This window comes from Microbulbifer mixtoriginis (SeqCode) (genome assembly GCF_052466765.1).
Genome location: NZ_CP174289.1, coordinates 4,483,629 through 4,503,510, shown reverse-complemented (window position 1 = coordinate 4,503,510; position 19,882 = coordinate 4,483,629). Strand labels below are relative to the sequence as shown.

The following is a 19,882-nucleotide window of genomic DNA, read 5'->3' as shown; positions in this document are numbered from 1 at the left end:
CAAAAAGAAGACGGCGCCCACACTGGTGGGCTTAGGGAGTCAGGATATACAGGAGGATGGCGGGTGCCGGGGTGGCACCCTGTAAGGTTGGTAGAAGCTGGGAGGGTGCGGTTTATTCGTCCAGCAGTGCCAAAATCTGGGCTGATTCCTGTTCTGAGAACTTCAGCCCATACTTCTCCACTATCGTCATAAACCGCTGTACATAGATGGCCTGGACGGGCTCATAGGGTGGCATCCACTCGTCCGGGCCTTTGTCACCCTTGCTTTGGTTCCGGCCGTCATCGACCAACCATAGATTCTCAGGGTCTTCCGCAAACTGGCGCTTCAGCTCTACAGTCTAATTAGCACCGCCGTGCTCGTGCACCCAGGACAGCGGCACGATGTGTTCAACATCCAGGTCTGAAGCCAGGGTATAGAAGTTGTCGGTGTAGGGGTCTAACCAGAGGCCAGTGTCTACCGTGCAACCTTTCTCATTGGTGAAGCTGACCGAGGCCAGGGAGTATTGCACCAGAAGCTCATGACGAGTGCTCTGGCAATCGCCATCAGAGTCGGACCACTTCGGTAGCCACTCATGGCGGTCATAGCCGCGCTCTTCTTTGGCTTCAACTTCAAAGCAGCCGGCCAAGGCAGCAGAAAGGAGGATAGGCAGTAAAAAGCGCATTATGTATTTTCACCAAAATTCGTTGATTTAAGCAGGCCACCGAATTTACTGGTTATTTCATCATCAATCAGCTCAGGTAAAATGCGATCTAAACTATCAAAAAACTCACCCTTTTTTCTATAACAAGAAAACCTACCATGCAAGGCCTGTTCTACCGCAAAAGCTTCACAAGAATCAAATTCCCAGTAAAAATTAATATCGAATTCAAGAGGACCTGACACGCCACCACTTAAGGTATTTGCACGTTTTTCGAGATTCGATGAATATCCGACCTTAAACTGATTAAATAACGGCTCTCTTGTTTCCGAATCAATATATTCTCCGAGATATACAAAACCAACAGATGGAGTTTCATTTTTCTTACCCTGAAAAATCCTGATGAGCTCTTGAGAAAATGCCTCCTCAGGACTCATCCCACCCTGAACCAACTCCAGTATCTTTTCCTTTATTTTTTTGGCTTCTTCAATGGATACAGGCGCTTTATCCTTAACCTCTTTCCAGTATGAGTAAAAACAATCTTTTGCCTCACCCCTGGATCGTTTTATTTTTTTAGCATCACGCTCCTTTTTTTGAATTTTCATTTTTGACATGTAGGACTCAAAGCCAAGTGACACTTTAGTCCAATCAAACTCTCTTACCTTTTTTCGTTCTCCAGGTAGATCTTTTACTATGCTCGTAATACCACTTCCACATTCGCCACCTTTAGATACTACCAATGAGCCAATATGCGGGCATCCTTGTGACTTCGTAAACTCCCAAATTGTTCCAAGCTTTCTACCGATATGGCGCTGGGTGATATTTCTAATCTCAGTAACATTCGGGTTTCTATCTTTTATTAGTTCTGCAATCTCTTTATATCCAATTGTGTTCCCACTTGGGGCCAAATCGACCAAAACTGGATACATAAGCTCAGCAACAATTAGGTCTAACTCTGTATGATTCATAAAAACTACTTACTTTAAAAATCAGCTGGAATTATGCAACGGCACATAGCGCCGTGCCCACCGGCCTGTCCGGCACAACACTTTGTTAAGAGCCGAAATACTTGAACAGATGTAGTTACCAGCTATGGAAAAGTCGGCGATAACGCTGAGTGCAGCTGACCGAATCCTGAGACGCGCAGCGGCGGCGGATTTAGGTCAGCTGGAGCGACTTGTATGGTTGTTCTTGTCCGATTCTGATGTTGAAAATCCTTTTCGCTAACGGGTAAATTGAGACCCACCTTCGGCGGCCACCGAAGGCCTTGTTTGTCACAGTTCGCTGCTGCGCTGGTTCATAAAGACCGATAACAAGTATGAACGTGACAGACACTCACTAGGCATAACTCGAATAGTCATGTGGGCCTCGAGCCCGAATAGCAAGGCGGAGATAGCTTATCTTATGGAACCTCAAGAGATCAATGTCGGTATCGATACCAGCAGTAAACAACTCGATATTTATGTGAGACCTACTGGCCAATTCTTTAGTGTTACCAATAACAAAGAAGGTATTAAAGACGCTATCAAACAACTACAACCGCTTAAACCTCAAAGAGTATTAATCGAGTCCACAGGAAGACTAGAATTAGAATTCATTTGTGCTGCTCATAAAGCGAGACTGCCGATAGTTGTTTGCAATCCTGCGCAAGTAAGAAACTTTGCAAAGTCAGCGGGGCGGCTTGCCAAAACAGATAAGCTGGATGCAATTGATATCGCACATTTTGGTGAAGCTATGAAGCCAAGATTGTCATCAATCAAACCAGAAAAACTAAGAAATATTAGTGATTTACTGACGGTCAGGAACCAGTGCTTAGAGATGAGTACAATGTAAAAGAATCGTCTCAAGAGAATGCCCAAATCTGTTCACAAGCCCATTCAGGCTATCTTAAAAGCCATCAAGAAAGAGCTAGAAGGGGTCGATAAGCAACTTGATAAACTTGTTAACAGTGTTGCCGAGTGGCGACAAAAACGCGATCTCTTATTAAGCGCTAAAGGAGTCGGCAATGTACTGGCTTACACGCTAATGAGCGAACTTCCTGAGCTGGGCAAGTTGAACCGCAAAGAGATTGCGGCACTTGTGGGTATCGCCCCGATGAATCGTGATAGCGGCAGCTTCCAGGGTAAACGCTATATTCGAGGTGGGCGACATCGTGTACGCACGGTTTTGTTTGTTTCTATGATGTCAGCAATACAATGTCACCCTAAATTAAAGCCAATGTATGAGCGCCTGGTCGCTGCCGGTAAACCAAAGAAAGTGGCCCTTATCGCATGTATGAGGAAGCAACTTACTATCCTAAATACGATGGTAAAAAGCAACACTTACTGGGATGAAAAAATGGCTTAAATACTTGACAAAGGACCATAGTCACTTGTTAAAAAAATTCAGATTGAGTCTAAAAACGACGTAATTTGCTTGATTCTTTCTTTAGGATTCCCCCTAACTTCAACAACCTGAAACTCATTAGAACCTTCAAATTCATATATTAGATCTTGAAGCTGAATATCGACTTCCTTTCTCAGCTCTGGGCTTTCCGAATCAGGACATCTAATTCTATCAGGGTTTTCCACTGGGACAAAAATGACAATGTCGATTAGCTCCATCACCTCTAGAATTTGTTCACGGTATTCTTCCAGTGATACCGAGTTGTTATTTATAGCATTTATATAAGCGACGAAATCTAATGGACAACGTTCAAACAACCTATTGTTCTGACTAGTTGTTATCAATTCAATGGAATAGTCTAGCTGAGCTATAAAATCATCTTCACTTGGTGAGTCGCTGAATTCATGTCCCTTTTCTTCAAGCAGAATGTATGGCTCCTCTATAATTTCAAAGTTGTCAAGCGAACTACCAAGATCGTCTAAAATAGTTGTCTTTCCTGTGCAGTGTGAACCCGATATAGCAATTTTCATATTTTATTTCAATTGTTTTCTAACGCTTGGCAAAAGTGCGCCGTAGACGCCACTTGCAACCACTTGTATGGTTGTTCTTGTCCAATTCTGATGTTGAAAATCCTTTTCGCTAACGGGTAAATTGAGACCCACCTTCGGCGGCCACCGAAGGCCTTGTTTGTCACAGTTCGTTGCTGCGCCGGTTCATAAAGACCGTTAACAAGTATGAACGTGACAGACACTCACTAGGCATAACTCGAATAGTCATGTGGGCCTCGAGCCCGAATAGCAAGGCGGAGATAGCTTATCTTATGGAACCTCAAGAGATCAATGTCGGTATCGATACCAGCAGTAAACAACTCGATATATATGTGAGACCTAATGGCCAGTTCTTTAGTGTTACCAATAACAAAGAGGGTATTAAAGACGCCATTAAACAACTACAACCGCTTAAACCGCAAAGAGTATTAATCGAGTCCACAGGAAGACTAGAATTAGAATTCGTCTGTGCTGCTTATAAAGCGGGACTGCCGATAGTTGTTTGCAATCCTTTACAAGTAAGAAACTTTGCAAAGTCAGCGGGGCGACTCGCCAAAACAGATAAGCTAGATGCAATTGATATCGCACATTTTGGTGAAGCAATGAAGCCAAGATTGTCATCAATCAAACCAGAAAAACTTAGAAATATTAGTGATTTACTGACGGTCAGGAACCAGTGCTTAGAAATGAGCACAATGCAAAAGAATCGCCTCAAGAGAATGCCCAAATCTGTTCACAAGCCCATTCAGGCTATCTTAAAAGCCATCAAGAAAGAGCTAGAAGGGGTCGATAAGCAACTTGATAAACTTGTTAACAGTGTTGCCGAGTGGCGACAAAAACGCGATCTCTTATTAAGTGCTAAAGGAGTTGGCAATGTACTGGCTTACACGCTAATGAGCGAACTTCCTGAGCTGGGCAAGTTGAACCGCAAAGAGATTGCGGCACTTGTGGGTATCGCCCCGATGAATCGTGATAGCGGCAGCTTCCAGGGTAAGCGCTATATTCGAGGTGGGCGACATCGTGTACGCACGGTTTTGTTTGTTTCTATGATGTCGGCAATACAATGCCACCCTAAATTAAAGCCAATGTATGAGCGCCTGGTCGCTGCTGGTAAACCAAAGAAAGTAGCCCTTATCGCATGTATGAGGAAGCAACTTACCATTCTAAATACGATGGTAAAAAACAACACTTACTGGGATGAGAAAATGGCTTAAATACTTGACAAAGGACCATAGTCACTTGTTAGCTGCCGATTACCTTGATGCTGATACCAATATACAACCGGCACCGATGAATGTTGAGCCAAATACTTTACCTGCAATAGAACCTGAAAATATTTTGGCTGTTTTGTTCTTTGCTCTCTGTGCCAGATATGAATATGTAGATAGGCAGACAAACGATGAACACATAAAGCTCAAAACCAGCACAGTGAACTGTGGAAGCAATGACTCTGAAACTACTATGAACTGTGGGAATAATGCTGTTGTAAAAACAATCGCCTTAGGATTTGTAACGGAAACCAAAATACCCTGAAAATATAGACTGACAGTATGCTTCTTACCTTTTTTTGCTTGCTTTAATTCCATTGGCGTTATGCCTTTCCTCCATAGATTTATACCCATGTAGATAAGGTAAATTGCACCTGCGATTTTTAATACAGTAAAAGCAATAGCCGAATTGAGAACAATTGCACTCAAGCCTAAAACAGAAAAGCTGGACATAAGAAGTAGCCCAGAAATATTACCCAAAACCGTAATCAATGATTTTTTGAAACCATACATCAAACTGTTTGTTGATACCAACAAAGTTGCTGGTCCTGGAGTTGCTGTTGCCAACAAGGCAATCGAACAGAATGCTAACCAACTTTCTATTTGCATTAAACTCTCCATAGGCAGCTAACGCTTTTGTAAACGGCGAGCGACGCAGGAGCGAGTCCAGCGGAACACCGAAGGTGTGTAGCGATGTTTGACAAATTTGTTAGAAGTATTGTGCAAAGTGCTCATCAAATGACCTGTAGCGACCAAGACAGATCGTATCAAACTCGTCTAGATCTCTTTTCTTGAATACACCAATAACTCTTAATGCTTGGTTAATACCACCTTCAGTTTCTTCCATTACAACTTTACTAGCAGAATACACCGCAGCGTATTGCTTACCGATACCACCAAAGTAGTCGGTAAAAATAATTGCATACTTCTTTAAGCCCAGCTCTTTGGCAAAATAATGGGTAACAGGGCAGTTTAAAACAATTTTCCCATTACTTTCATTTAATATTAACAGTTTTTCTGCCCAATGATCTGAATGCCCTGCATTTAGACCTACGATCGAGAACCCCTCATGGTTGACACATGGCAACTCGAATTTCTTTAGTAGCTCTGCATCGATATCGCCTTTGGCTACAATTGCTTCTATATGATGCCCCACGAATTCTCCTTCGTACTTCTAACGAGACTGTAGAAAAACAGTTTTAGAAAAATCTGCCATTTCCCAGATTCCTCCAATTGAAATTTCGGCCAAATTTTATCTATACCACCAAATTTCATTCATTGTATTAAATTTAGGCATCTTGATGCCCTTAATTTATACTCAATCAGTGGATACTGCCATATCTCATCAACTTTTCAATGTTATGTACCAAGCAGAACATCTGCCATTGTCCTTGAACCTTACTTTTTCCTCGTAGCGAGAAGCGATTCAATCGTTTATTGGTACCAATGTTTCCAAATACCGGTTCGACAGCAGACATTCGATGTCCATAAATGGTCTTGCCCTCGATACTATCAACCCTCTTCTTCATCCAGTCGGTGGCTGTCCGTCCGTTTGTCCACGTAAGGGATACTTGCCTTCCGTGTCCTTTTCGAGAGTCAGCAGAGTCTGGGTTTCGCATACACTGACTTTTAAGGCTGCATGCCCTGCAGTCGGTGAGGCGCCCTTCGAACAGTAGTTTCTTCTTACCTTCACTGACATGCTCTTCTTTTAACAAGAGCATGGCTTTTCCTGCAGGACAGATACAGGTTTTCTTTTTCTTGTTGAATGTAAATTCACTAGCTGGGGTAGTCTTCTGGACATTAGCCCTACCTTTTTGATTGCGCTTGCCATACTTGGTTTTTTGCGTTGTAAAAGCTTTATCACGTGAACGGAATTTATTATCAGGTATGTAGGCATTGATGCCGTTCTCTCGCAGGTAGTTGTAGTTAGCGTCGTTGGAGAATCCAGTATCAGCAGTAATGATGACCTGTTTGGCCAAGATGTCTTCATCTATTCCTATATTCTGATAATGGCAACTGATGCCATCAAGAATAGGTTTCAATGTATGATGCTCCTGGCCCTCTCCAAAGGCCTGGGCCTCAACAACTATCTGATGCTTCCTATCAACTGCGGCAACACCGTTATAGCCCTGGATGGTTCCCTTGCTGGTAGTCATCTTAGCTGATTCATTGTCCGTGATATTACTTTTCACTTCTTTAGGTTTTTTACCTTGCCCCATCCTGGGGGAATGATTCTTTAAGAACTGATCAATTTTATCAAAGTGTTTCTGCAGCGTATCCGCCGCTTTAGCTACCGCTTGCTTTCGCTCTTTTTCTTTAGGCTTCCTGCCATCCAGCCTCTTGTGCTCTTTGAGGAAATATTTGATCTTCTTGCGAATTTTTTCCTGCTTCTGTGCTAGCTCTCTAAAAGTCCCCGAATGTTCTTTGCTGGCATTGGATGGCATCTTGCATCCATCTATTGCGAAAAGTTCGTTTCCAAGCAGTCCCTGCTGATCGCAGACCAGTAACACTTGCTCAAACACCGACTCAATCGCATCAGGATAACTGCTTACGAAACTTGCAATACTAGTAAAATGCGGAACGGTATCGCATGACAGTGCTTTGAAGAGGATATTGTTCTCACATTGCCATTGAATTTCACGACTTGAGGTAATGCCTTTTGAGTAAGCAAACAATATGATTTTCAGGAGGATAGCTGGATCATAAGCGGTTCGCCCGCCGCTATCATTTTGATATTTTTTATGGAAGGCAGAGAGGTCGATATGATCATCAATCAGATGATGAAGTGTAAACTCAAAGGTTTCAGGTTGTAATTGTTCTTCGAAATTGATGACGACCATTGCATCTTGGTTGTAATCGTAACGTTTGAAGTTGGGCATATGGATAATCTCGACATCAAGACCTCCATTTTAACAAAAAAGCTACCTTTTAAGAGTTTTTCTACAGCCTGAACGTCGCAAACACGCGCTTGTCGCGTGCTTTGCCTTGTTAACCCCACTCAAGAAAACTCTCCCCTTGCTCATTTATTTCAACGAAAATATCTGAGTAAGGCGAAATTTCAGGAAACTCGACACCAGGGTCACAGCGAACAGTAACCCCAAGAACCTCCACTAGCCTTCTAGCAAATTCAACGTCAGAACTCCATTTTTCTGCACCCTTGATACTAACTGATATATAACCATCTTGAATGCCAGTATTAATCAGAACCGCAATCTTATTACACGTGAATAAAGTATGTCCCTCATCGATTTCGCAATCGTAGGACAATGCACCAATCTCTTCATTAAGGAATGAAACCACTTGCGTTGTTTCATTTCCCTTCACATAAACTTCTATATCTTCCATTTTGCTCATATGGGTTAACAGTTTATTAAAGAGCCAGTGGCTCACTATCCATTTGGCTACTATTTCTGAGATGAAGCCTTCAAACCCCAAAAAAAGCCTTTATCTACAGCAGGTTATAAACTACTGCCTAAATAGCAACCTGAGATAGTGAGCCATTGGCTTAAGTCGTCCGGTTCAACTTCCCGCTCTTGAGCACATTTTACCCATAATTAAATCAATAAGTTAGGGGGGATCTTTCTGCAGATGTAAGCCATGGCTCTATAATTCGAGCCTTCGCACCGGCGACACGCTCTCTCCACTACTGAAAACCGAAGCCAGTATCACCCACTCGGAATAGCCATAGCTGCAATAGAACTATGCCGGCTAGGCTATGTGCCTCCTCTGCAATCACCCCGGACTATTATCATCATCTGCATAAACCCGCTCATCGTAATTAACCGCGGTCATACTTACCCGCTCGGTGCCGCTGGGTTTAATATCGGTAATCAGTGCCGGGTGGCTCCAGCGCTCGGCCTGACCAAACATATACAGCGGCGGTTCCATACTTCCATATAGTGTGGGCGTGAAATCCAGATTGGAATCTATCGTTACGATGTTGGCACTGTTGGTTGGCATTGCGGTATAGAGCCCTGACAGGGTGCCGCCTGGTTTGCACAGGGCGAGGAAGCGCGTACCTGTGCTCCGCATCCAGGATTATGAGTCGGTCGCTCACTGCCAGCACCCTACCCGTCGGCGAGGGCGCGGCGCTGTTCCCGGGTCCAGTTGGCACCACCCTGCTTGTGGGCCCATGAAAGTGGGACAATATGCTCAACATCCAGATCGGAGGCATTTTTGGAAAACTGGCCGGTATAGGGGTCCATCCAAAATCCCGACACCACGGTACAAGCCTTTTCATTATTGAAGGCCACTGGAGTCAGAGAGAGATAAATAAGTGGCTCCTGCTGAACCCACAACTCCCATAGTGACATCCACTTGGCATGATAACTACGGCAGAAAAAATCGCCATGCTCAAATTTCAGCTAAAGCACATTTACGAAAAATAAATGTGCTTAGGGCTTTACTAAAAAAATTCTATCGCGTAGATTCTCGTGCGCCAAAATGATCTTAAAGTAACTTGGCAAATCAAAAAGCTGTTAATGGATGTAACTCAATGAAAAGAATTTCTGCATTTATTCTCTCCACCTTTTTTGCTCTGTGCGGACAAGCCCACGCAAAAGACACTCTTTACGGCGGCGAGTATCTTTATCCAGGTGATAAATTAGTATCTAGTAATGGAAAGCATGAACTTCTCTTAGCAAGTAACGGAAGCTTACAATTACGTCAAGAATCATCATTTGTATGGTCCTCCATGGTTCATGGAAGTGATAACTGGAGAGGAAGTAAAACTGGCAACACTGGTATAAAAGCAGTAATGCAAGCTTCAGATGGCAACTTTGTAGTCTATAGCTCTAACAATGGCCCTATTTGGTCTACCTTCAAAAGAGCAAGCTTCAACAACAAAAACTCAAAACTTGTATTACAAAACGACGGTAACCTTGTAATCTACAAGCCAGATATGACACCTATTTGGCACTCAGGTACTGTTGTCACCCCTAAACAGTGCACAACAAAAGAAATCGATATGTGGGGCGGAAAGGTTCAAGACGGTTACATCTGGAACACAAACACCAGATGCACTATTTATGTTCCACTGTTGCCTAGCTCTAATAAAATTAGGCTTCCATATAATGGACAGCTATGCGAGGTTAAACCTGCCTATGCTGGCAAACGCAAACACACTACTTGCAAGTAGTTTATAAATTGAATTAATACCTTTTTGCCAACCCCTTTATATAAAGGGGTTGGCATTTCACCACTAGCCTTCACAAACCCCCTCTTTTTTTCTGCATTCACTCAAATACTGCCTAACTCACCTGATTATCCCAAAACACCCCATTCAAAACCCCCAACATCTGCGTAACCACTCCAATCAAATCGCTGCCAGCATCCCCACTAATCACCGGCAATGTTGCTGGGCGATTGGCGACTTGCCAGCCGCTGTTGCCTTTCACATACAGCAATCCATCCGCTTTATTTAGGGCCACTTTTGCTGGGAAGAATTGCCAGTAGCCAGGGTCTGCCACATAGCGGGCGAGCTGGCCGTCTTTGCCGGACCACTCATTGGTGCCTGTGGAAACTAAGTAGCGGTCGCCATCGCTGGCAGAGCCCGGCGGATCATTCTGTATGGCCAGCACTTCCAGCTGTAGCAGTGCGTCTGCTGTGTTCAGGGCCTGATTGAGGCTGGCGGCTGGGTCTAGGGTGCCTTCTTGCGCGTAGGGAATACCGTTATTCGGTGTAGTGCTCATAGTGTTTTTTCCTGCTTATACGCTGATCTGTGCGGCCGGACCTGGGCCGGTGATGCTGTTGAGCTGGCTGACTTTAATTGTCGCGGTGCCAGGGTCTGCAATGGTTAAAGTGGTTGCTGTGGTGTCTGTGCTTTGGTCATTCACCGTTACCCGGTAACCACTGAAGTATTGCGACTGGTCGTAGGCAGCGCGGCCGCCCAGGCGCCCTACTCCGAGCCAGTTAATTACCAGCTGGCCATTTGCACGGTGCGCGTTGAGATTGGCCGGTGCCGATTCACTATGGCTGGCACCAGCAAAGGTGCCGCTGGTAGTTGTCTCTTTGCCGCTGCCGATACTGGTGGCACGGAAGGTCAGCGTCTGGTCGAGGTTGTAGCGCTCGGTGTGAATAAAAACTCAGCGTGTTGCGTTCCAGTAATACAAAACGGGTGCCCGCCGAGTGGTTTGTGGGCGTGGTGCCAAGACGCCCGCGCAGGAAATAACCCAACTCTCACACGCCGGGGCTGATCTCTTCGACCTCACTAAAGCTAATAATTTCATTGCTGATCAGCGCTCTATTCTGCCGGTTGAGTAAATCTGCGAGGGTACGGTTTTCCAGGGCGTCGTTGCTGTAATACAGACGCAGCTGCACGCGGTTTTGGGTATCGGGGATTTCCCTCTTGTGGCTGCCGAGGCTAGTGGTGAGCTCGCCCATCACCGCTTCGATATCGGTATTATCGGATTCGATAAAGTTCTGCCCCCCCCATCAAGGGATAGCGCTACTGTGGCGCCTGCCCAGGCGCTGTTGCTGCCGGCAATGGCGATGTAGTAGCCCAGCTGTAAATCATCACCGCTGGCAAGAATCGGCGCGTCGATAAATTCGATAGTGGTAGAGCCCGGCACTAGTGGCACCGGGGCCGGTGGGGCTATGGGGGCTACGCCGAAGGCTTGGGATTGATAAGCGCTCTTGCGGTCGTGGATCAGTTTGATTTTCTGCTCGCCGATATCCAGGGAGACTTCATCAATATGGCAGCGGTCCCCACGGAAAAGCACTACATCGCCGGGGGTGAGTTTTAGATAGCTATCCGGCAGGGTGATTTCAAACTCGCCGCGCTGCTCTTCGATCATCACCTTGTGCATAATCACCGCGATCTGTGCGGCTTGGTCGGTCTCCAGTACCAGCGGGGTTTCGATATTTTTTTCGCCCTCGCCGCGGGTATCGATACTGCGGTCACTGGTTTGCTTACAGGTATCAATACCGCCGTCCGCGTCGTAATAGTTCAGGTTCAGCACCCGCACAATCTCCTCCGGAGAGCGGCGGGTTTTCTCGTCGTCGCTATCGCCGATCAAATCGTTTTCGTCGATGGTCATTACCGGCTCTGCGCCGCGCGGGGTAAAAACCAGGGAATCGCCGCGATTGACCGGATCAAAGAAAAACGCCTTGGCCAGCTCCTGAATGTGTTCGAACGCGGGGGCCTCGTTGCTAATCTGCATACCCAAGACATACCCCTCCAGCAGGGTGGTATCAAATTTGCCGTACGGCAGGCCGGCACGCTCGCAGATCTCTGCAACCACGGCATAGAGGGGATAAGGCATAGGGGTTTATTCGAAGGTTTTATTCAGGGGGCTATTCAGGGCTTTTAAGCAAAAACTGCAAGCAGAAATTGCGGCTCATGCCGATTTTCACCAGGCCGGGGCTGTTCACATTGCTGGCCAGCAGATACTCAACGCCGTAGCGGTCGCGCTGCTGGCGGTAATACAGGTTGCCGCCTTTCAGGTAGGCGAAAATCACATCACTATTGCCGGTCTGGGTGCTGCGTTTATCGTCCAGGGAAACCCGTGGGGTAACAAAGCCTGCGAAGGTTGTTGTTGCCTGGGCGCCCTGGCTGGAGTCATACCAGTAGAGCTTGGCCGTGCCGGCCTCTACGTAAGCAATCACCGGGCGCATATTCTGGTCAAACGCCAGGCTCACTTCGGTGATATTGTTGCCAGTGATCACTGTGCTGGCCCACACCTGCTGGGCATCCAATACGATGGCTTTGCCATCCTCCAATACCCGCGCGCGCCAGGTTTGGAAATTTAAACCTTTGCTGGAATCTTGTAGGGCAATACCACCGCGCTGGTAATCGGTAATATTTCGCACCGGTAGGGCGGCGCCGCCAATAAAGGGACTGGCTACCGGCTGGCTCGATAAGGTGTTTTCAGGCAGTGCCATTAGAGCTCACCCTCGCGGGCCCAGCGTATACGCACACCAATCGATAGCCGCTGCGTGAAGCCTTTTGTGATCGCCGGCGAGATAGAGAACTGCCAGGTCCCCATACCATAAATTACAAACTGGAATGCCGATAGCGTACCGTTCCCCTCGCTGGTATCCCAAAGTAAAGTTCCGGATAGCACATGACTTCCTGGCACATAGCTGTCGGTGGTGGCGCTGGTAACGTAAAAGCGGTTGCCCGTGGGGGGATTATTCACATCGGCAATAACCCCATCGGTGGCCATGGTGGCGCTCGAGAGAGGACTTTGTTGTGAACCGAATAGAGGCTGCCCATCCATACCATCTGACCAAGAGGCCGCGACATCAGCATTCGCCGCACGCAGCGTGGTGCTGTAACCATCCACCTGTGCAACGAAGTCATTCAGAGGCTGATTAATCCGCAGGCGGTAGTAGAATCGCAGCTTTTCATCGGCCAGCACGCTGATGGTAGTGGGGCTGCCATCGGCATCGCGTACCAATGCGCGAGAAAAAAAATTGTTATTCGCGGGACCGACCCCCAACTCAGAAATATTACCGGTAGCCACCCCCTCATTAAATTCAAAGGCCTTCTGCAGATACATGCAGTACTCGTTGGTATCAATCGATTTCGTTGCGCCGTAATTTGAGGTATCCGCAGCCAGATAATTCGCCAGTGAGATATCCGACTTTTGCGGTGTGGCGTTGCCAGTGCCGACAAAGCCCTCCGCAAATTTAGCGCTGGAAGTGGCCCACAAGTCGAGCCCGTTATCGGTGATGATGTTGGGAAACCAGTCGGATTCGAAAGTCACGGTACTACCGCGTAATTTTTCCACCTTGTATTCGCCAGTCATACCCAGCGTGCAATTAACAATCATCAAACAGTCTCCAAGGTTATTCCATTGATTGCCGGCTCGATTTGCAGCTTTTCGGGCTCGGGCGGTGTGTAACTTAGTAGTACGGTTTCAAGCGCTATGGATCGCACGGCCGGCTCAATTTGCAGCGCTTCGAAATCCGGCGGAACATAGGTTTTGAGCGTGGTTTTTAAATCAATAGCATTGATTGAGGGCGCTATAGCCAGCGCTTCAGAAACGTTGACGGTATGCAGATAGTCGCGCAGCTCGATGCGCCGCACCGCCGGCTCTATTTGCAGGGCCTCTTCAGACTCCAGCGGGTAAGGCTTGCTAGAGAGGGTAAAACCCTCAGAGCGCTCCACCTCAAACGCATACTGCGGAATGGCACCGCCGGTACTGGTGAGGTTTTCGTTATCGATCACCAGATAACAGGTGCCGCGATAGGCGGGCACATTGTTAATACCAAAGGCAGCCTGCATTACTGCCGAGGGCACCTGCTGGAAACCACCGAGAAAAAACTCGGCCAGTTGTAAAAACGCCTGGTTATTGTCGATCTGTATGGGGTCTGTGCTGTCGCGGTCGTAGACTAATTCGTTGTTGCGCCAGACTTTGCAGATACCGGTAATCGGCCCTTCACATATGCGGATCGCATAAGTGCGATACACCTCTTCGTTAACGACTTCAGTTTTACCGCCGCCCTTGCCGGATTTTTGCTTTTGTTTTTTCTTAACAATTTTCGGCGGCGTGGTGGCAATAATATTGCCGATCACCGGTTTCACTCGCCCGAAAATAATCTGGCGCGGCACCACCGCCTTGCTGGTCTGCAGCTGGATCTTGTCGAACTTGCGGCCCTGAATCGTAGTGGTGCCGAATATTAAAGCGCCCATGGCGAGTACACCTCCACCAGTAGCCGGCGTCAGCGCGCATCCAATACATGCTCTCTACAATCCTGATCGGCGTGAGCATGGATTAAACTAAAATCACCAGGGCTTCCAAGTGAGTAATCCCCTAGAAAACCCACATGGCTAGGATCGCTGCGCTGCGGACTTTTAAAAACGGCAATATCTCCCGGCTGCCAGAACTGCTCGGCAATCGGCTCACCAAGACGCGCGCGCATTTTGCGGCGCACGCCGTCTTTCCAGGGTTCGCGGCCGAAGTGTTTTTCATCTTCAATTTCCAGACCGGCGGCGCGCAGGCTGAGCACGATCATGCCCACGCAATCCACCGCCCAAGCAGTGCGGCCCCGGTGCAGCCAGCGCACGCGGTTAACCACCAGGCCACGGGCAAAGGCCAGTGTGTCGATTCTTTGTTGTTGCATTAGTGGTGCTGCTGGCTGGCAATATTGGAATTAAACGAGGAGCCACCACCGGCACTGCCGGGCACACCGGCGCCGGGGGTATCGCTGGCCTGGCCGATGGGAATTAGGTTTTCACCCTTAAAATCCAGGTGATTGCCGTACACACCGCGGCAGACAGAAAAGGTCTTGTCGCAGTCCGGGCGGATCTCCAGTTGATCCCCGTTTTCCACGGCAAACGGCAACGGTTCTATCTGGGTGATCTGCCCTGTTACGCTATTCACTGCCTCCACCTGATACACGCGCGAGAAGACGTTATTGCCGGTTTTCCAGCGTACCCGCCAGCGTTTGGCCGCTGCGGGCAGGCTGGCAATATTGCTGACCTGGTAAGTGACTTTGGGCTCATCCGTATTAACCGCGGTAACGGTGGCAGACTGCCACAGGGCTTCCGCATTTACACCGCAACCGGTCTGGGAATTGGCCGGGGTGCCAAAAATCGCCCTACAGGTAACAGAATCCACATGGCCGATACTTTGCCGCAGGCGCATGGCATAGCTGAGTAATTCCGGCATAAATACCGTATTGCGCGCGGTGCGCACCTCGCCCACATCACCGCCATCGAGCAGCAGCGCACCCATAGACAGGTCGCGGTAATTCACCAGAACCATGGCCCACTCCGCCCCGTCCAATTCGCCACGTTCCGCCATCTCGACGGTGATAACGGGCACGTCGGTGCTATACAGGGAATAGCCCTCGGCGTTGTCCACATCAAAACTGGTATCGCTGGCGATAATGCTGGAATCGAAACCGTTCTGGGCGTAATACATCAGCCCTTCGAATTCGATATCGCGGTCCAGGGTCGTAGCACCAAACTGGCGGCCATCGGCCAGGGTAATTTTTAATAAACGACACAGCGTGGTGACGCCACTGTCTAAGTGGGCTTGCAGTGCTGGGGGGACGTATCTCACAGGCGAATCTCCAGCAGTTCCACGTTGCCATTCAGTACCGGCATTCGCTGGTGGCGATTATCGATGCTGAAGCCGATCTCATCGTCCTCAAAGCGCACCGGTACATCGAATTCCCCGCTCCAGGTAATTTCCGCACCGTTATCGGCACTGAGCTGCACAAGGCCCATGGTGTAGTCGATACTGGCGGCCACCGGGTTGCCATCGGCAAAAATGGTTACCCGGCCGATCACCGGTTTTAGAATTTTGCGCTGATAGGAAAAGGCACCGAATATATATTTTTTTACCAGCTGGTAGCTCTCGCTATTACCAGAGCCAAAACCAATCACTTCCCGCTCCGCTTCAAAATCGCTGGCGTCTTTAAAGCGAAAACCAATCAGGGCACCCATGCAGGCATGATGGGCGGCGACCACAATTTGATGGTCTGCATAATCCAGGTTTTTAAACAGCACCGAATAACGGCCCAGCGGGCGCTCCCATTCGGCGTTGCGCCGCTCTACCCCGCTGCGCAATACTTTAATTTCGGTTTTATAGCGGTGGCCGTATTCGGAGCCGTAGGCCACTTTTTCCAGCAGGCGACTTTCGTTAAACATTAAGAGCCGAGCCTCCTGCGGTTAATCCGTTGTTTGCGTTCACTCTCGCGGGCGAGCTGTGTGGCAGTGCGGTTATTCACCGTACCATCGACGCGAATATTCTGTGTCATGGAAACCGAGCGGCCGTAATCGCCACCGCCGCCACCGCTGTGCATATCCGCCTGAATCATGGCCAGGGTGCGGTCCAGCTTTGCGCTGGTTTCCGAGGTGGTTACCCGCTCACCCTTTTGCAGCAGCCAGGTGCCGTCTTCCGGCACTGCATCGAGTCCGTCGTGGGCCATACCGGTAATTTTTGCCGCAGCCAAGCCGCCGGTGACATAGACCGCACCGGCTGCCGCTGCACCCAATACCGGGCCGATATAGGGAATAGAGGCCATCGCGTTATAAGCACCCATGGCGGCATCCTGGGTATTGGCGATTACGCTCTGCAGGGCATTGCGTTTTTTCTCATCCAGCAGGGCCCCGCCGATGGAAAGGGCCGCGCGCATATAGGCCGCCTCTTCGCCTTCCATGCCCGAGTAATAATCCGAGGCCACTTGCATCAAGGTGCTGTAGCCATCCAACTGTTGCTGTCGACGCAGATCTTCATTGGCTTGGGTGATTTCGGTAAGGCGCTCTTCATACTGCTGCCGCAGGGATAATTCCTCCTCATCCCAGGTGGCATTGAGGTCGGCGCGCTCGCTGCGGAATTGCTCCAGCATTTGCAGCTTGGTGGAATACCAGTCTTCCAGCTCGGTGCGCGCGGATTCGATATCCTCGCCACTGCCGAGGCCGCCCAAGGTTGGGCCGTCTTCGGTAGCGGCGTCGGCAATACGGCCGAGGGTTTCCTGGCGTTGCTCGTCGGTGAGGCCGGCCATGGCATCGACGATGGCCAAGCGCTCGCGCATCTGATCGGTCAGCACTTCTTCGTCTGTACGCAGATCCCGCAGCAGGCCGGCATAGGCTTCCTGATTGCGCTGCAGGGCCTCGGCTTCTTCCTTGGCAATTTTAAATTCGGTGCCGAGTTCTTCGATCACCTCATTAAAAGTCAGCCAGTGGTCTACGGGCGGCAACAGTTCACCGTCCACGACCTTTGCCACTGCTGTGAATTCTTTTTCCAGATCGGCTATCATCGCTCTGAAATCATCGCCGAACAGATCGCCAAAGTCAGTCTTTGTCGATGCACCAAAGAATGCATCCCGCTGCTTTTGCAAGGCTGCCAGCTTTTCGCGTAGGTCATCAACTGAAGTGCCCTGGTGAATATATTCACCGGTGGCCAGGCGAATCCCGGTAAGGAGTTTGCCATCACCGATCACGCCACTATTGATAGTTGTACTCAGCTGTTCCAGCGAGCGATCCAGCTTTAAGATTTCCGGCTCGCCGTGGACCATGCGGGCGACCGATTTACCCACCTCCTGGGTAAATTCCACCAGTTCAACCACCGCAGATGCCACAGCCGAACCCACATTGATCAACGCCGTGGTGAGCGCGGAAAAAGCGGCTTGCGTTTTCTCATCCTGAATCAGTTCGGTCAGGTCTTTGATGGCTGGCAGTGCGCTGGTGACTACCTCTTTTTCAAAGCCGTCGAGCACACCTTTTAATTCATCCAGATTTTCACGCACTTCCCCGAGCTGCTGCAGATCCAGATCCGACAGCACCGCGCCCACATCCTGGGCCTCATCGCCGAGTCGGTTTAACTCGCTGGCATTGTTGCGCAGTAGCGGCAGCAATAAAGTGGCATCACTGGCGATGGCCTCCATGTAAAAGGTCATCTCATTCTGACTGAGATTGGCCTTTTCCAGGCTATTTACATAGAGCCCCAGCGCATCGCGGCCGGAGAGGTGGCGAAATTCCTCGGCCGTTACCCCCACCTGTGGGGCAATATTGTCGAAGAAGTCTTTCAGTGGACCGCCGCCGTTTTGCAGGAAGTCCCCAACTTTATCCGAGGTATCCTTGAGAATATCCGCGACCTTATCTTGCTCAACGCCGTAGCGCTGCGCGGCGTAGGTCATGCGCTGAAATTCCTCGGTGCTGGTGTTGGCCACTGCAGAGAGGTTTTCAATCTCGCCGGATTGTTCCACCACGCGCGCGGTCATTACTGCTAGGGCGCCGGCGGCGGCAACCGTAACTGCTCCAAACGCCTTGCCAACGGCCTTGATGTTCTTCGTGACCTGCTGCTTCCACTTTTCTGTACCACGTTCGGCCTTATCCAGTCCCTTTTCGAAACCGCCCACCTTGGCGATTAAATCCAGCGTTAATGTACCCAGGCTTTTTTTAGACATAGCTATCCACTGGCCCCTAGGACCAGCTTTTCATCGCCTCTTGCAGCGATAGCTCTGGCTCTTCCTCATGGGGCATAAAGTCGGTGATTTTTACAGGGTTGCGTTTACCACGATGGGTATTGGCGTAGAGGGTGGCGAGTAGCGCCGATGATCTTTCGATTCGCATCCCAAGATGCAGGGAGCCGCGTTATTTACGGTAGAGCGCCCAGCGCTGGACCTCTTCATAGCTGAGACGCTGCTGGGCCTCGGCGATGGTACAGCCGCCGATGCCATTCAGCACCAGCTCATGCCAGAGTTCGTCTAGTTCACTGAGCTGGGTATCTTTCCCAGATTATTAACCGCGCCGATTTCTTGAAGCAGCGCCCTTGTTAAATCCGCATTGAGCGGGCCGCGCTCCGGATCTGCCTCACCGGTAATATCCTTGGCAGTAAATACCGGCTTGCCCTCGGCATCGACAATGCAGGCCGCGATCCGCCCGGCGATCATATCCCCCTCTCCACGCATCGCCGCCACATCATTGACCGCGCTGTGATAAGAGAGACGACGTACATAAACAGTTGCCGACAATTCCTGTTCGCCTTGCTTCCAAGTAATCGTTCGCTCGACTGGCGCACCGGAAAAAGCCCCCTGCTGCTGTAGGGATTCGATAGATAATTCCATGATTAAGCTCTTAAGTTGAAGACTTAACGGTCCAAGCGGAACCGCCGCTGCGCTGGATCGACATTTCACCAGTGACCAAACTGTTCTGCTGGAAATCAAAAGGGAAGTCGGCCACATAGCCCTCAAAGGTGAACCAGGTGCGCGTAGTCGGTAGGGTCCACTCACCGGTTGTCACCGTGGGCGCCTCGTTGCCATCACTCCAACCCACCGCCCATTTCATATTGTCCACCGTGTCATCCTGGGACAGCTCATGCAGGCGTTTGTGGACCGCATTTCTCGGATCAATTTTGAGACCCACCGACGCCTGCCCCGGTGTACGCAGGCCCCGTTTGAATTTTTTATCCAAATCCTCCAAGGAGGTATCGTCGAGCTGATCCGCCGGGTTGCTGCCGGGGTTAAAAGAATTCAGTCCGGTCACTTTCTTCACAGAATCATCTGCCGGGTCGATAAAATAGATATTGGTGCCCTGAGCCAATTGAGACATAGGGGTTCTCCAGTTGCTTTAGTAGAAATACAAGTCC

The 19,882-nt window shown here is 49.1% G+C and carries 26 protein-coding genes and 1 pseudogene; 4 read left to right on the top strand and 23 right to left on the bottom strand.

All coding sequences use genetic code 11. The features are described from left to right. Window positions 1-112: 112 nt before the first annotated feature. From ACJJIV_RS19615 to ACJJIV_RS19605, 3 genes are all read right to left on the bottom strand, one after another. Window positions 113-235 (bottom strand): hypothetical protein, encoded by a 123-nt coding sequence (locus ACJJIV_RS19615; RefSeq protein WP_444890066.1) that lies wholly within the window; start codon window positions 233-235, stop codon window positions 113-115. A gap of 102 nt (window positions 236-337) precedes the next feature. After that, window positions 338-661: a hypothetical protein gene (locus tag ACJJIV_RS19610; RefSeq protein ID WP_444890065.1), complete on the bottom strand. Its 324-nt coding sequence runs from the start codon at window positions 659-661 to the stop codon at window positions 338-340. Further along, on the bottom strand, window positions 661-1,605 hold the full coding sequence (locus ACJJIV_RS19605) for a GIY-YIG nuclease family protein (RefSeq protein ID WP_444890064.1): 945 nt from the start codon (window positions 1,603-1,605) through the stop codon (window positions 661-663). Before ACJJIV_RS19605 ends, ACJJIV_RS19610 begins: the two co-directional genes overlap by 1 nt. A gap of 436 nt (window positions 1,606-2,041) precedes the next feature. Between ACJJIV_RS19605 and ACJJIV_RS19600 the strand changes: the two are divergent. Then, a pseudogene (locus tag ACJJIV_RS19600) lies at window positions 2,042-2,983 on the top strand (IS110 family RNA-guided transposase). A gap of 38 nt (window positions 2,984-3,021) precedes the next feature. Here the strand turns inward: ACJJIV_RS19600 and ACJJIV_RS19595 are convergent. Beyond that, window positions 3,022-3,552: an AAA family ATPase gene (locus ACJJIV_RS19595; RefSeq protein ID WP_444890063.1), complete on the bottom strand. Its 531-nt coding sequence runs from the start codon at window positions 3,550-3,552 to the stop codon at window positions 3,022-3,024. 290 nt (window positions 3,553-3,842) lie between these two features. Between ACJJIV_RS19595 and ACJJIV_RS19590 the strand changes: the two genes are divergently transcribed. Beyond that, complete coding sequence (locus ACJJIV_RS19590; RefSeq protein WP_252082793.1) at window positions 3,843-4,784, top strand: IS110 family RNA-guided transposase; 942 nt, start codon at window positions 3,843-3,845, stop codon at window positions 4,782-4,784. A gap of 39 nt (window positions 4,785-4,823) precedes the next feature. Here ACJJIV_RS19590 and ACJJIV_RS19585 read toward each other — a convergent pair whose 3' ends face one another. From ACJJIV_RS19585 to ACJJIV_RS19560, 6 genes are all read right to left on the bottom strand, one after another. After that, window positions 4,824-5,447, bottom strand: coding sequence for a LysE family translocator (locus ACJJIV_RS19585; protein WP_444890062.1), 624 nt, complete (start codon window positions 5,445-5,447; stop codon window positions 4,824-4,826). A 100-nt stretch (window positions 5,448-5,547) separates the two neighbouring features. After that, window positions 5,548-5,994, bottom strand: coding sequence for a hypothetical protein (locus ACJJIV_RS19580; protein WP_444890061.1), 447 nt, complete (start codon window positions 5,992-5,994; stop codon window positions 5,548-5,550). A 166-nt stretch (window positions 5,995-6,160) separates the two neighbouring features. Beyond that, on the bottom strand, window positions 6,161-7,717 hold the full coding sequence (locus tag ACJJIV_RS19575; protein WP_444889496.1) for a transposase: 1,557 nt from the start codon (window positions 7,715-7,717) through the stop codon (window positions 6,161-6,163). Between the two features lie 109 nt (window positions 7,718-7,826). Further along, a complete protein-coding gene (locus tag ACJJIV_RS19570) occupies window positions 7,827-8,183 on the bottom strand; it encodes a hypothetical protein (protein ID WP_444890060.1) in 357 nt (118 codons plus the stop codon). Window positions 8,184-8,570: 387 nt separating this feature from the next. Then, window positions 8,571-8,870 (bottom strand): hypothetical protein, encoded by a 300-nt coding sequence (locus tag ACJJIV_RS19565; protein ID WP_444890059.1) that lies wholly within the window; start codon window positions 8,868-8,870, stop codon window positions 8,571-8,573. 35 nt (window positions 8,871-8,905) lie between these two features. Next, on the bottom strand, window positions 8,906-9,151 hold the full coding sequence (locus tag ACJJIV_RS19560) for a GmrSD restriction endonuclease domain-containing protein (protein ID WP_444890058.1): 246 nt from the start codon (window positions 9,149-9,151) through the stop codon (window positions 8,906-8,908). A gap of 182 nt (window positions 9,152-9,333) precedes the next feature. Here ACJJIV_RS19560 and ACJJIV_RS19555 point away from each other — a divergent pair, with 182 nt between their 5' ends. Continuing rightward, complete coding sequence (locus ACJJIV_RS19555) at window positions 9,334-9,975, top strand: hypothetical protein (protein WP_444890057.1); 642 nt, start codon at window positions 9,334-9,336, stop codon at window positions 9,973-9,975. A 112-nt stretch (window positions 9,976-10,087) separates the two neighbouring features. Here the strand turns inward: ACJJIV_RS19555 and ACJJIV_RS19550 are convergent, their stop codons facing one another. Continuing rightward, a complete protein-coding gene (locus ACJJIV_RS19550) occupies window positions 10,088-10,528 on the bottom strand; it encodes a DUF2793 domain-containing protein (RefSeq protein WP_444890056.1) in 441 nt (146 codons plus the stop codon). A gap of 132 nt (window positions 10,529-10,660) precedes the next feature. Here ACJJIV_RS19550 and ACJJIV_RS19545 point away from each other — a divergent pair, with 132 nt between their 5' ends. Beyond that, on the top strand, window positions 10,661-11,032 hold the full coding sequence (locus tag ACJJIV_RS19545; RefSeq protein ID WP_444890055.1) for a hypothetical protein: 372 nt from the start codon (window positions 10,661-10,663) through the stop codon (window positions 11,030-11,032). Here the strand turns inward: ACJJIV_RS19545 and ACJJIV_RS19540 are convergent. From ACJJIV_RS19540 to ACJJIV_RS19485, 12 genes are all read right to left on the bottom strand, one after another. Continuing rightward, window positions 11,016-11,219 carry a GTA baseplate fiber-binding domain-containing protein gene (locus tag ACJJIV_RS19540; protein ID WP_444890054.1) on the bottom strand — a complete coding sequence of 68 codons (204 nt, stop codon included), beginning with the start codon at window positions 11,217-11,219 and terminating at the stop codon, window positions 11,016-11,018. The genes ACJJIV_RS19545 and ACJJIV_RS19540 overlap by 17 nt on opposite strands. Next, window positions 11,219-12,100, bottom strand: a complete 882-nt coding sequence (locus ACJJIV_RS19535; RefSeq protein WP_444890053.1) for a phage tail protein — start codon at window positions 12,098-12,100, stop codon at window positions 11,219-11,221. The genes ACJJIV_RS19540 and ACJJIV_RS19535 overlap by 1 nt, the downstream gene beginning before the upstream one ends. A gap of 31 nt (window positions 12,101-12,131) precedes the next feature. Further along, window positions 12,132-12,719: a hypothetical protein gene (locus ACJJIV_RS19530; protein WP_444890052.1), complete on the bottom strand. Its 588-nt coding sequence runs from the start codon at window positions 12,717-12,719 to the stop codon at window positions 12,132-12,134. Further along, on the bottom strand, window positions 12,719-13,612 hold the full coding sequence (locus ACJJIV_RS19525; protein WP_444890051.1) for a hypothetical protein: 894 nt from the start codon (window positions 13,610-13,612) through the stop codon (window positions 12,719-12,721). Before ACJJIV_RS19525 ends, ACJJIV_RS19530 begins: the two co-directional genes overlap by 1 nt. Beyond that, window positions 13,612-14,475 (bottom strand): hypothetical protein, encoded by an 864-nt coding sequence (locus ACJJIV_RS19520; protein ID WP_444890050.1) that lies wholly within the window; start codon window positions 14,473-14,475, stop codon window positions 13,612-13,614. Before ACJJIV_RS19520 ends, ACJJIV_RS19525 begins: the two co-directional genes overlap by 1 nt. Before the next feature lie 29 nt (window positions 14,476-14,504). Beyond that, window positions 14,505-14,906: a hypothetical protein gene (locus tag ACJJIV_RS19515; RefSeq protein WP_444890049.1), complete on the bottom strand. Its 402-nt coding sequence runs from the start codon at window positions 14,904-14,906 to the stop codon at window positions 14,505-14,507. Next, on the bottom strand, window positions 14,906-15,850 hold the full coding sequence (locus ACJJIV_RS19510; RefSeq protein WP_444890048.1) for a phage/gene transfer agent baseplate hub protein: 945 nt from the start codon (window positions 15,848-15,850) through the stop codon (window positions 14,906-14,908). Before ACJJIV_RS19510 ends, ACJJIV_RS19515 begins: the two co-directional genes overlap by 1 nt. Then, a complete protein-coding gene (locus ACJJIV_RS19505; protein ID WP_444890047.1) occupies window positions 15,847-16,440 on the bottom strand; it encodes a DUF2460 domain-containing protein in 594 nt (197 codons plus the stop codon). The genes ACJJIV_RS19510 and ACJJIV_RS19505 overlap by 4 nt, the downstream gene beginning before the upstream one ends. Beyond that, entirely contained in the window at window positions 16,440-18,701 is a 2,262-nt protein-coding gene (locus tag ACJJIV_RS19500; RefSeq protein ID WP_444890046.1) for a coiled-coil domain-containing protein, read from the bottom strand. Before ACJJIV_RS19500 ends, ACJJIV_RS19505 begins: the two co-directional genes overlap by 1 nt. A gap of 16 nt (window positions 18,702-18,717) precedes the next feature. After that, the gene (locus ACJJIV_RS19495) at window positions 18,718-18,867 is read right to left on the bottom strand and encodes a phage tail assembly protein T (RefSeq protein WP_444890045.1); all 150 of its coding nucleotides are present in this window, start codon (window positions 18,865-18,867) and stop codon (window positions 18,718-18,720) included. Between the two features lie 134 nt (window positions 18,868-19,001). Further along, the gene (locus tag ACJJIV_RS19490; RefSeq protein ID WP_444890044.1) at window positions 19,002-19,361 is read right to left on the bottom strand and encodes a phage tail assembly chaperone family protein, TAC; all 360 of its coding nucleotides are present in this window, start codon (window positions 19,359-19,361) and stop codon (window positions 19,002-19,004) included. 10 nt (window positions 19,362-19,371) lie between these two features. Beyond that, on the bottom strand, window positions 19,372-19,845 hold the full coding sequence (locus ACJJIV_RS19485; protein WP_444890043.1) for a phage tail tube protein: 474 nt from the start codon (window positions 19,843-19,845) through the stop codon (window positions 19,372-19,374). Window positions 19,846-19,882 lie beyond the last annotated feature (37 nt).

Excerpts from the sequence above, each read along its gene's own strand:
- ACJJIV_RS19605 (WP_444890064.1), bottom strand. The coding sequence starts at position 1,605 with ATGAATCATACAGAGTTAGACCTAATTGTTGCTGAGCTTATGTATCCA.
- ACJJIV_RS19530 (WP_444890052.1), bottom strand. The coding sequence starts at position 12,719 with ATGGCACTGCCTGAAAACACCTTATCGAGCCAGCCGGTAGCCAGTCCC.
- ACJJIV_RS19495 (WP_444890045.1), bottom strand. The coding sequence starts at position 18,867 with ATGCGAATCGAAAGATCATCGGCGCTACTCGCCACCCTCTACGCCAAT.
- ACJJIV_RS19595 (WP_444890063.1), bottom strand. The coding sequence starts at position 3,552 with ATGAAAATTGCTATATCGGGTTCACACTGCACAGGAAAGACAACTATT.
- ACJJIV_RS19570 (WP_444890060.1), bottom strand. The coding sequence starts at position 8,183 with ATGGAAGATATAGAAGTTTATGTGAAGGGAAATGAAACAACGCAAGTG.
- ACJJIV_RS19610 (WP_444890065.1), bottom strand. The coding sequence starts at position 661 with ATGCGCTTTTTACTGCCTATCCTCCTTTCTGCTGCCTTGGCCGGCTGC.
- ACJJIV_RS19535 (WP_444890053.1), bottom strand. The coding sequence starts at position 12,100 with ATGCCTTATCCCCTCTATGCCGTGGTTGCAGAGATCTGCGAGCGTGCC.
- ACJJIV_RS19555 (WP_444890057.1), top strand. The coding sequence starts at position 9,334 with ATGAAAAGAATTTCTGCATTTATTCTCTCCACCTTTTTTGCTCTGTGC.
- ACJJIV_RS19560 (WP_444890058.1), bottom strand. The coding sequence starts at position 9,151 with ATGTCACTATGGGAGTTGTGGGTTCAGCAGGAGCCACTTATTTATCTC.
- ACJJIV_RS19590 (WP_252082793.1), top strand. The coding sequence starts at position 3,843 with ATGGAACCTCAAGAGATCAATGTCGGTATCGATACCAGCAGTAAACAA.
- ACJJIV_RS19565 (WP_444890059.1), bottom strand. The coding sequence starts at position 8,870 with ATGCGGAGCACAGGTACGCGCTTCCTCGCCCTGTGCAAACCAGGCGGC.
- ACJJIV_RS19500 (WP_444890046.1), bottom strand. The coding sequence starts at position 18,701 with ATGTCTAAAAAAAGCCTGGGTACATTAACGCTGGATTTAATCGCCAAG.
- ACJJIV_RS19490 (WP_444890044.1), bottom strand. The coding sequence starts at position 19,361 with ATGGAATTATCTATCGAATCCCTACAGCAGCAGGGGGCTTTTTCCGGT.
- ACJJIV_RS19515 (WP_444890049.1), bottom strand. The coding sequence starts at position 14,906 with ATGCAACAACAAAGAATCGACACACTGGCCTTTGCCCGTGGCCTGGTG.
- ACJJIV_RS19525 (WP_444890051.1), bottom strand. The coding sequence starts at position 13,612 with ATGATTGTTAATTGCACGCTGGGTATGACTGGCGAATACAAGGTGGAA.
- ACJJIV_RS19550 (WP_444890056.1), bottom strand. The coding sequence starts at position 10,528 with ATGAGCACTACACCGAATAACGGTATTCCCTACGCGCAAGAAGGCACC.
- ACJJIV_RS19575 (WP_444889496.1), bottom strand. The coding sequence starts at position 7,717 with ATGCCCAACTTCAAACGTTACGATTACAACCAAGATGCAATGGTCGTC.
- ACJJIV_RS19540 (WP_444890054.1), bottom strand. The coding sequence starts at position 11,219 with ATGGGCGAGCTCACCACTAGCCTCGGCAGCCACAAGAGGGAAATCCCC.
- ACJJIV_RS19485 (WP_444890043.1), bottom strand. The coding sequence starts at position 19,845 with ATGTCTCAATTGGCTCAGGGCACCAATATCTATTTTATCGACCCGGCA.
- ACJJIV_RS19505 (WP_444890047.1), bottom strand. The coding sequence starts at position 16,440 with ATGTTTAACGAAAGTCGCCTGCTGGAAAAAGTGGCCTACGGCTCCGAA.
- ACJJIV_RS19520 (WP_444890050.1), bottom strand. The coding sequence starts at position 14,475 with ATGGGCGCTTTAATATTCGGCACCACTACGATTCAGGGCCGCAAGTTC.
- ACJJIV_RS19615 (WP_444890066.1), bottom strand. The coding sequence starts at position 235 with ATGCCACCCTATGAGCCCGTCCAGGCCATCTATGTACAGCGGTTTATG.
- ACJJIV_RS19585 (WP_444890062.1), bottom strand. The coding sequence starts at position 5,447 with ATGCAAATAGAAAGTTGGTTAGCATTCTGTTCGATTGCCTTGTTGGCA.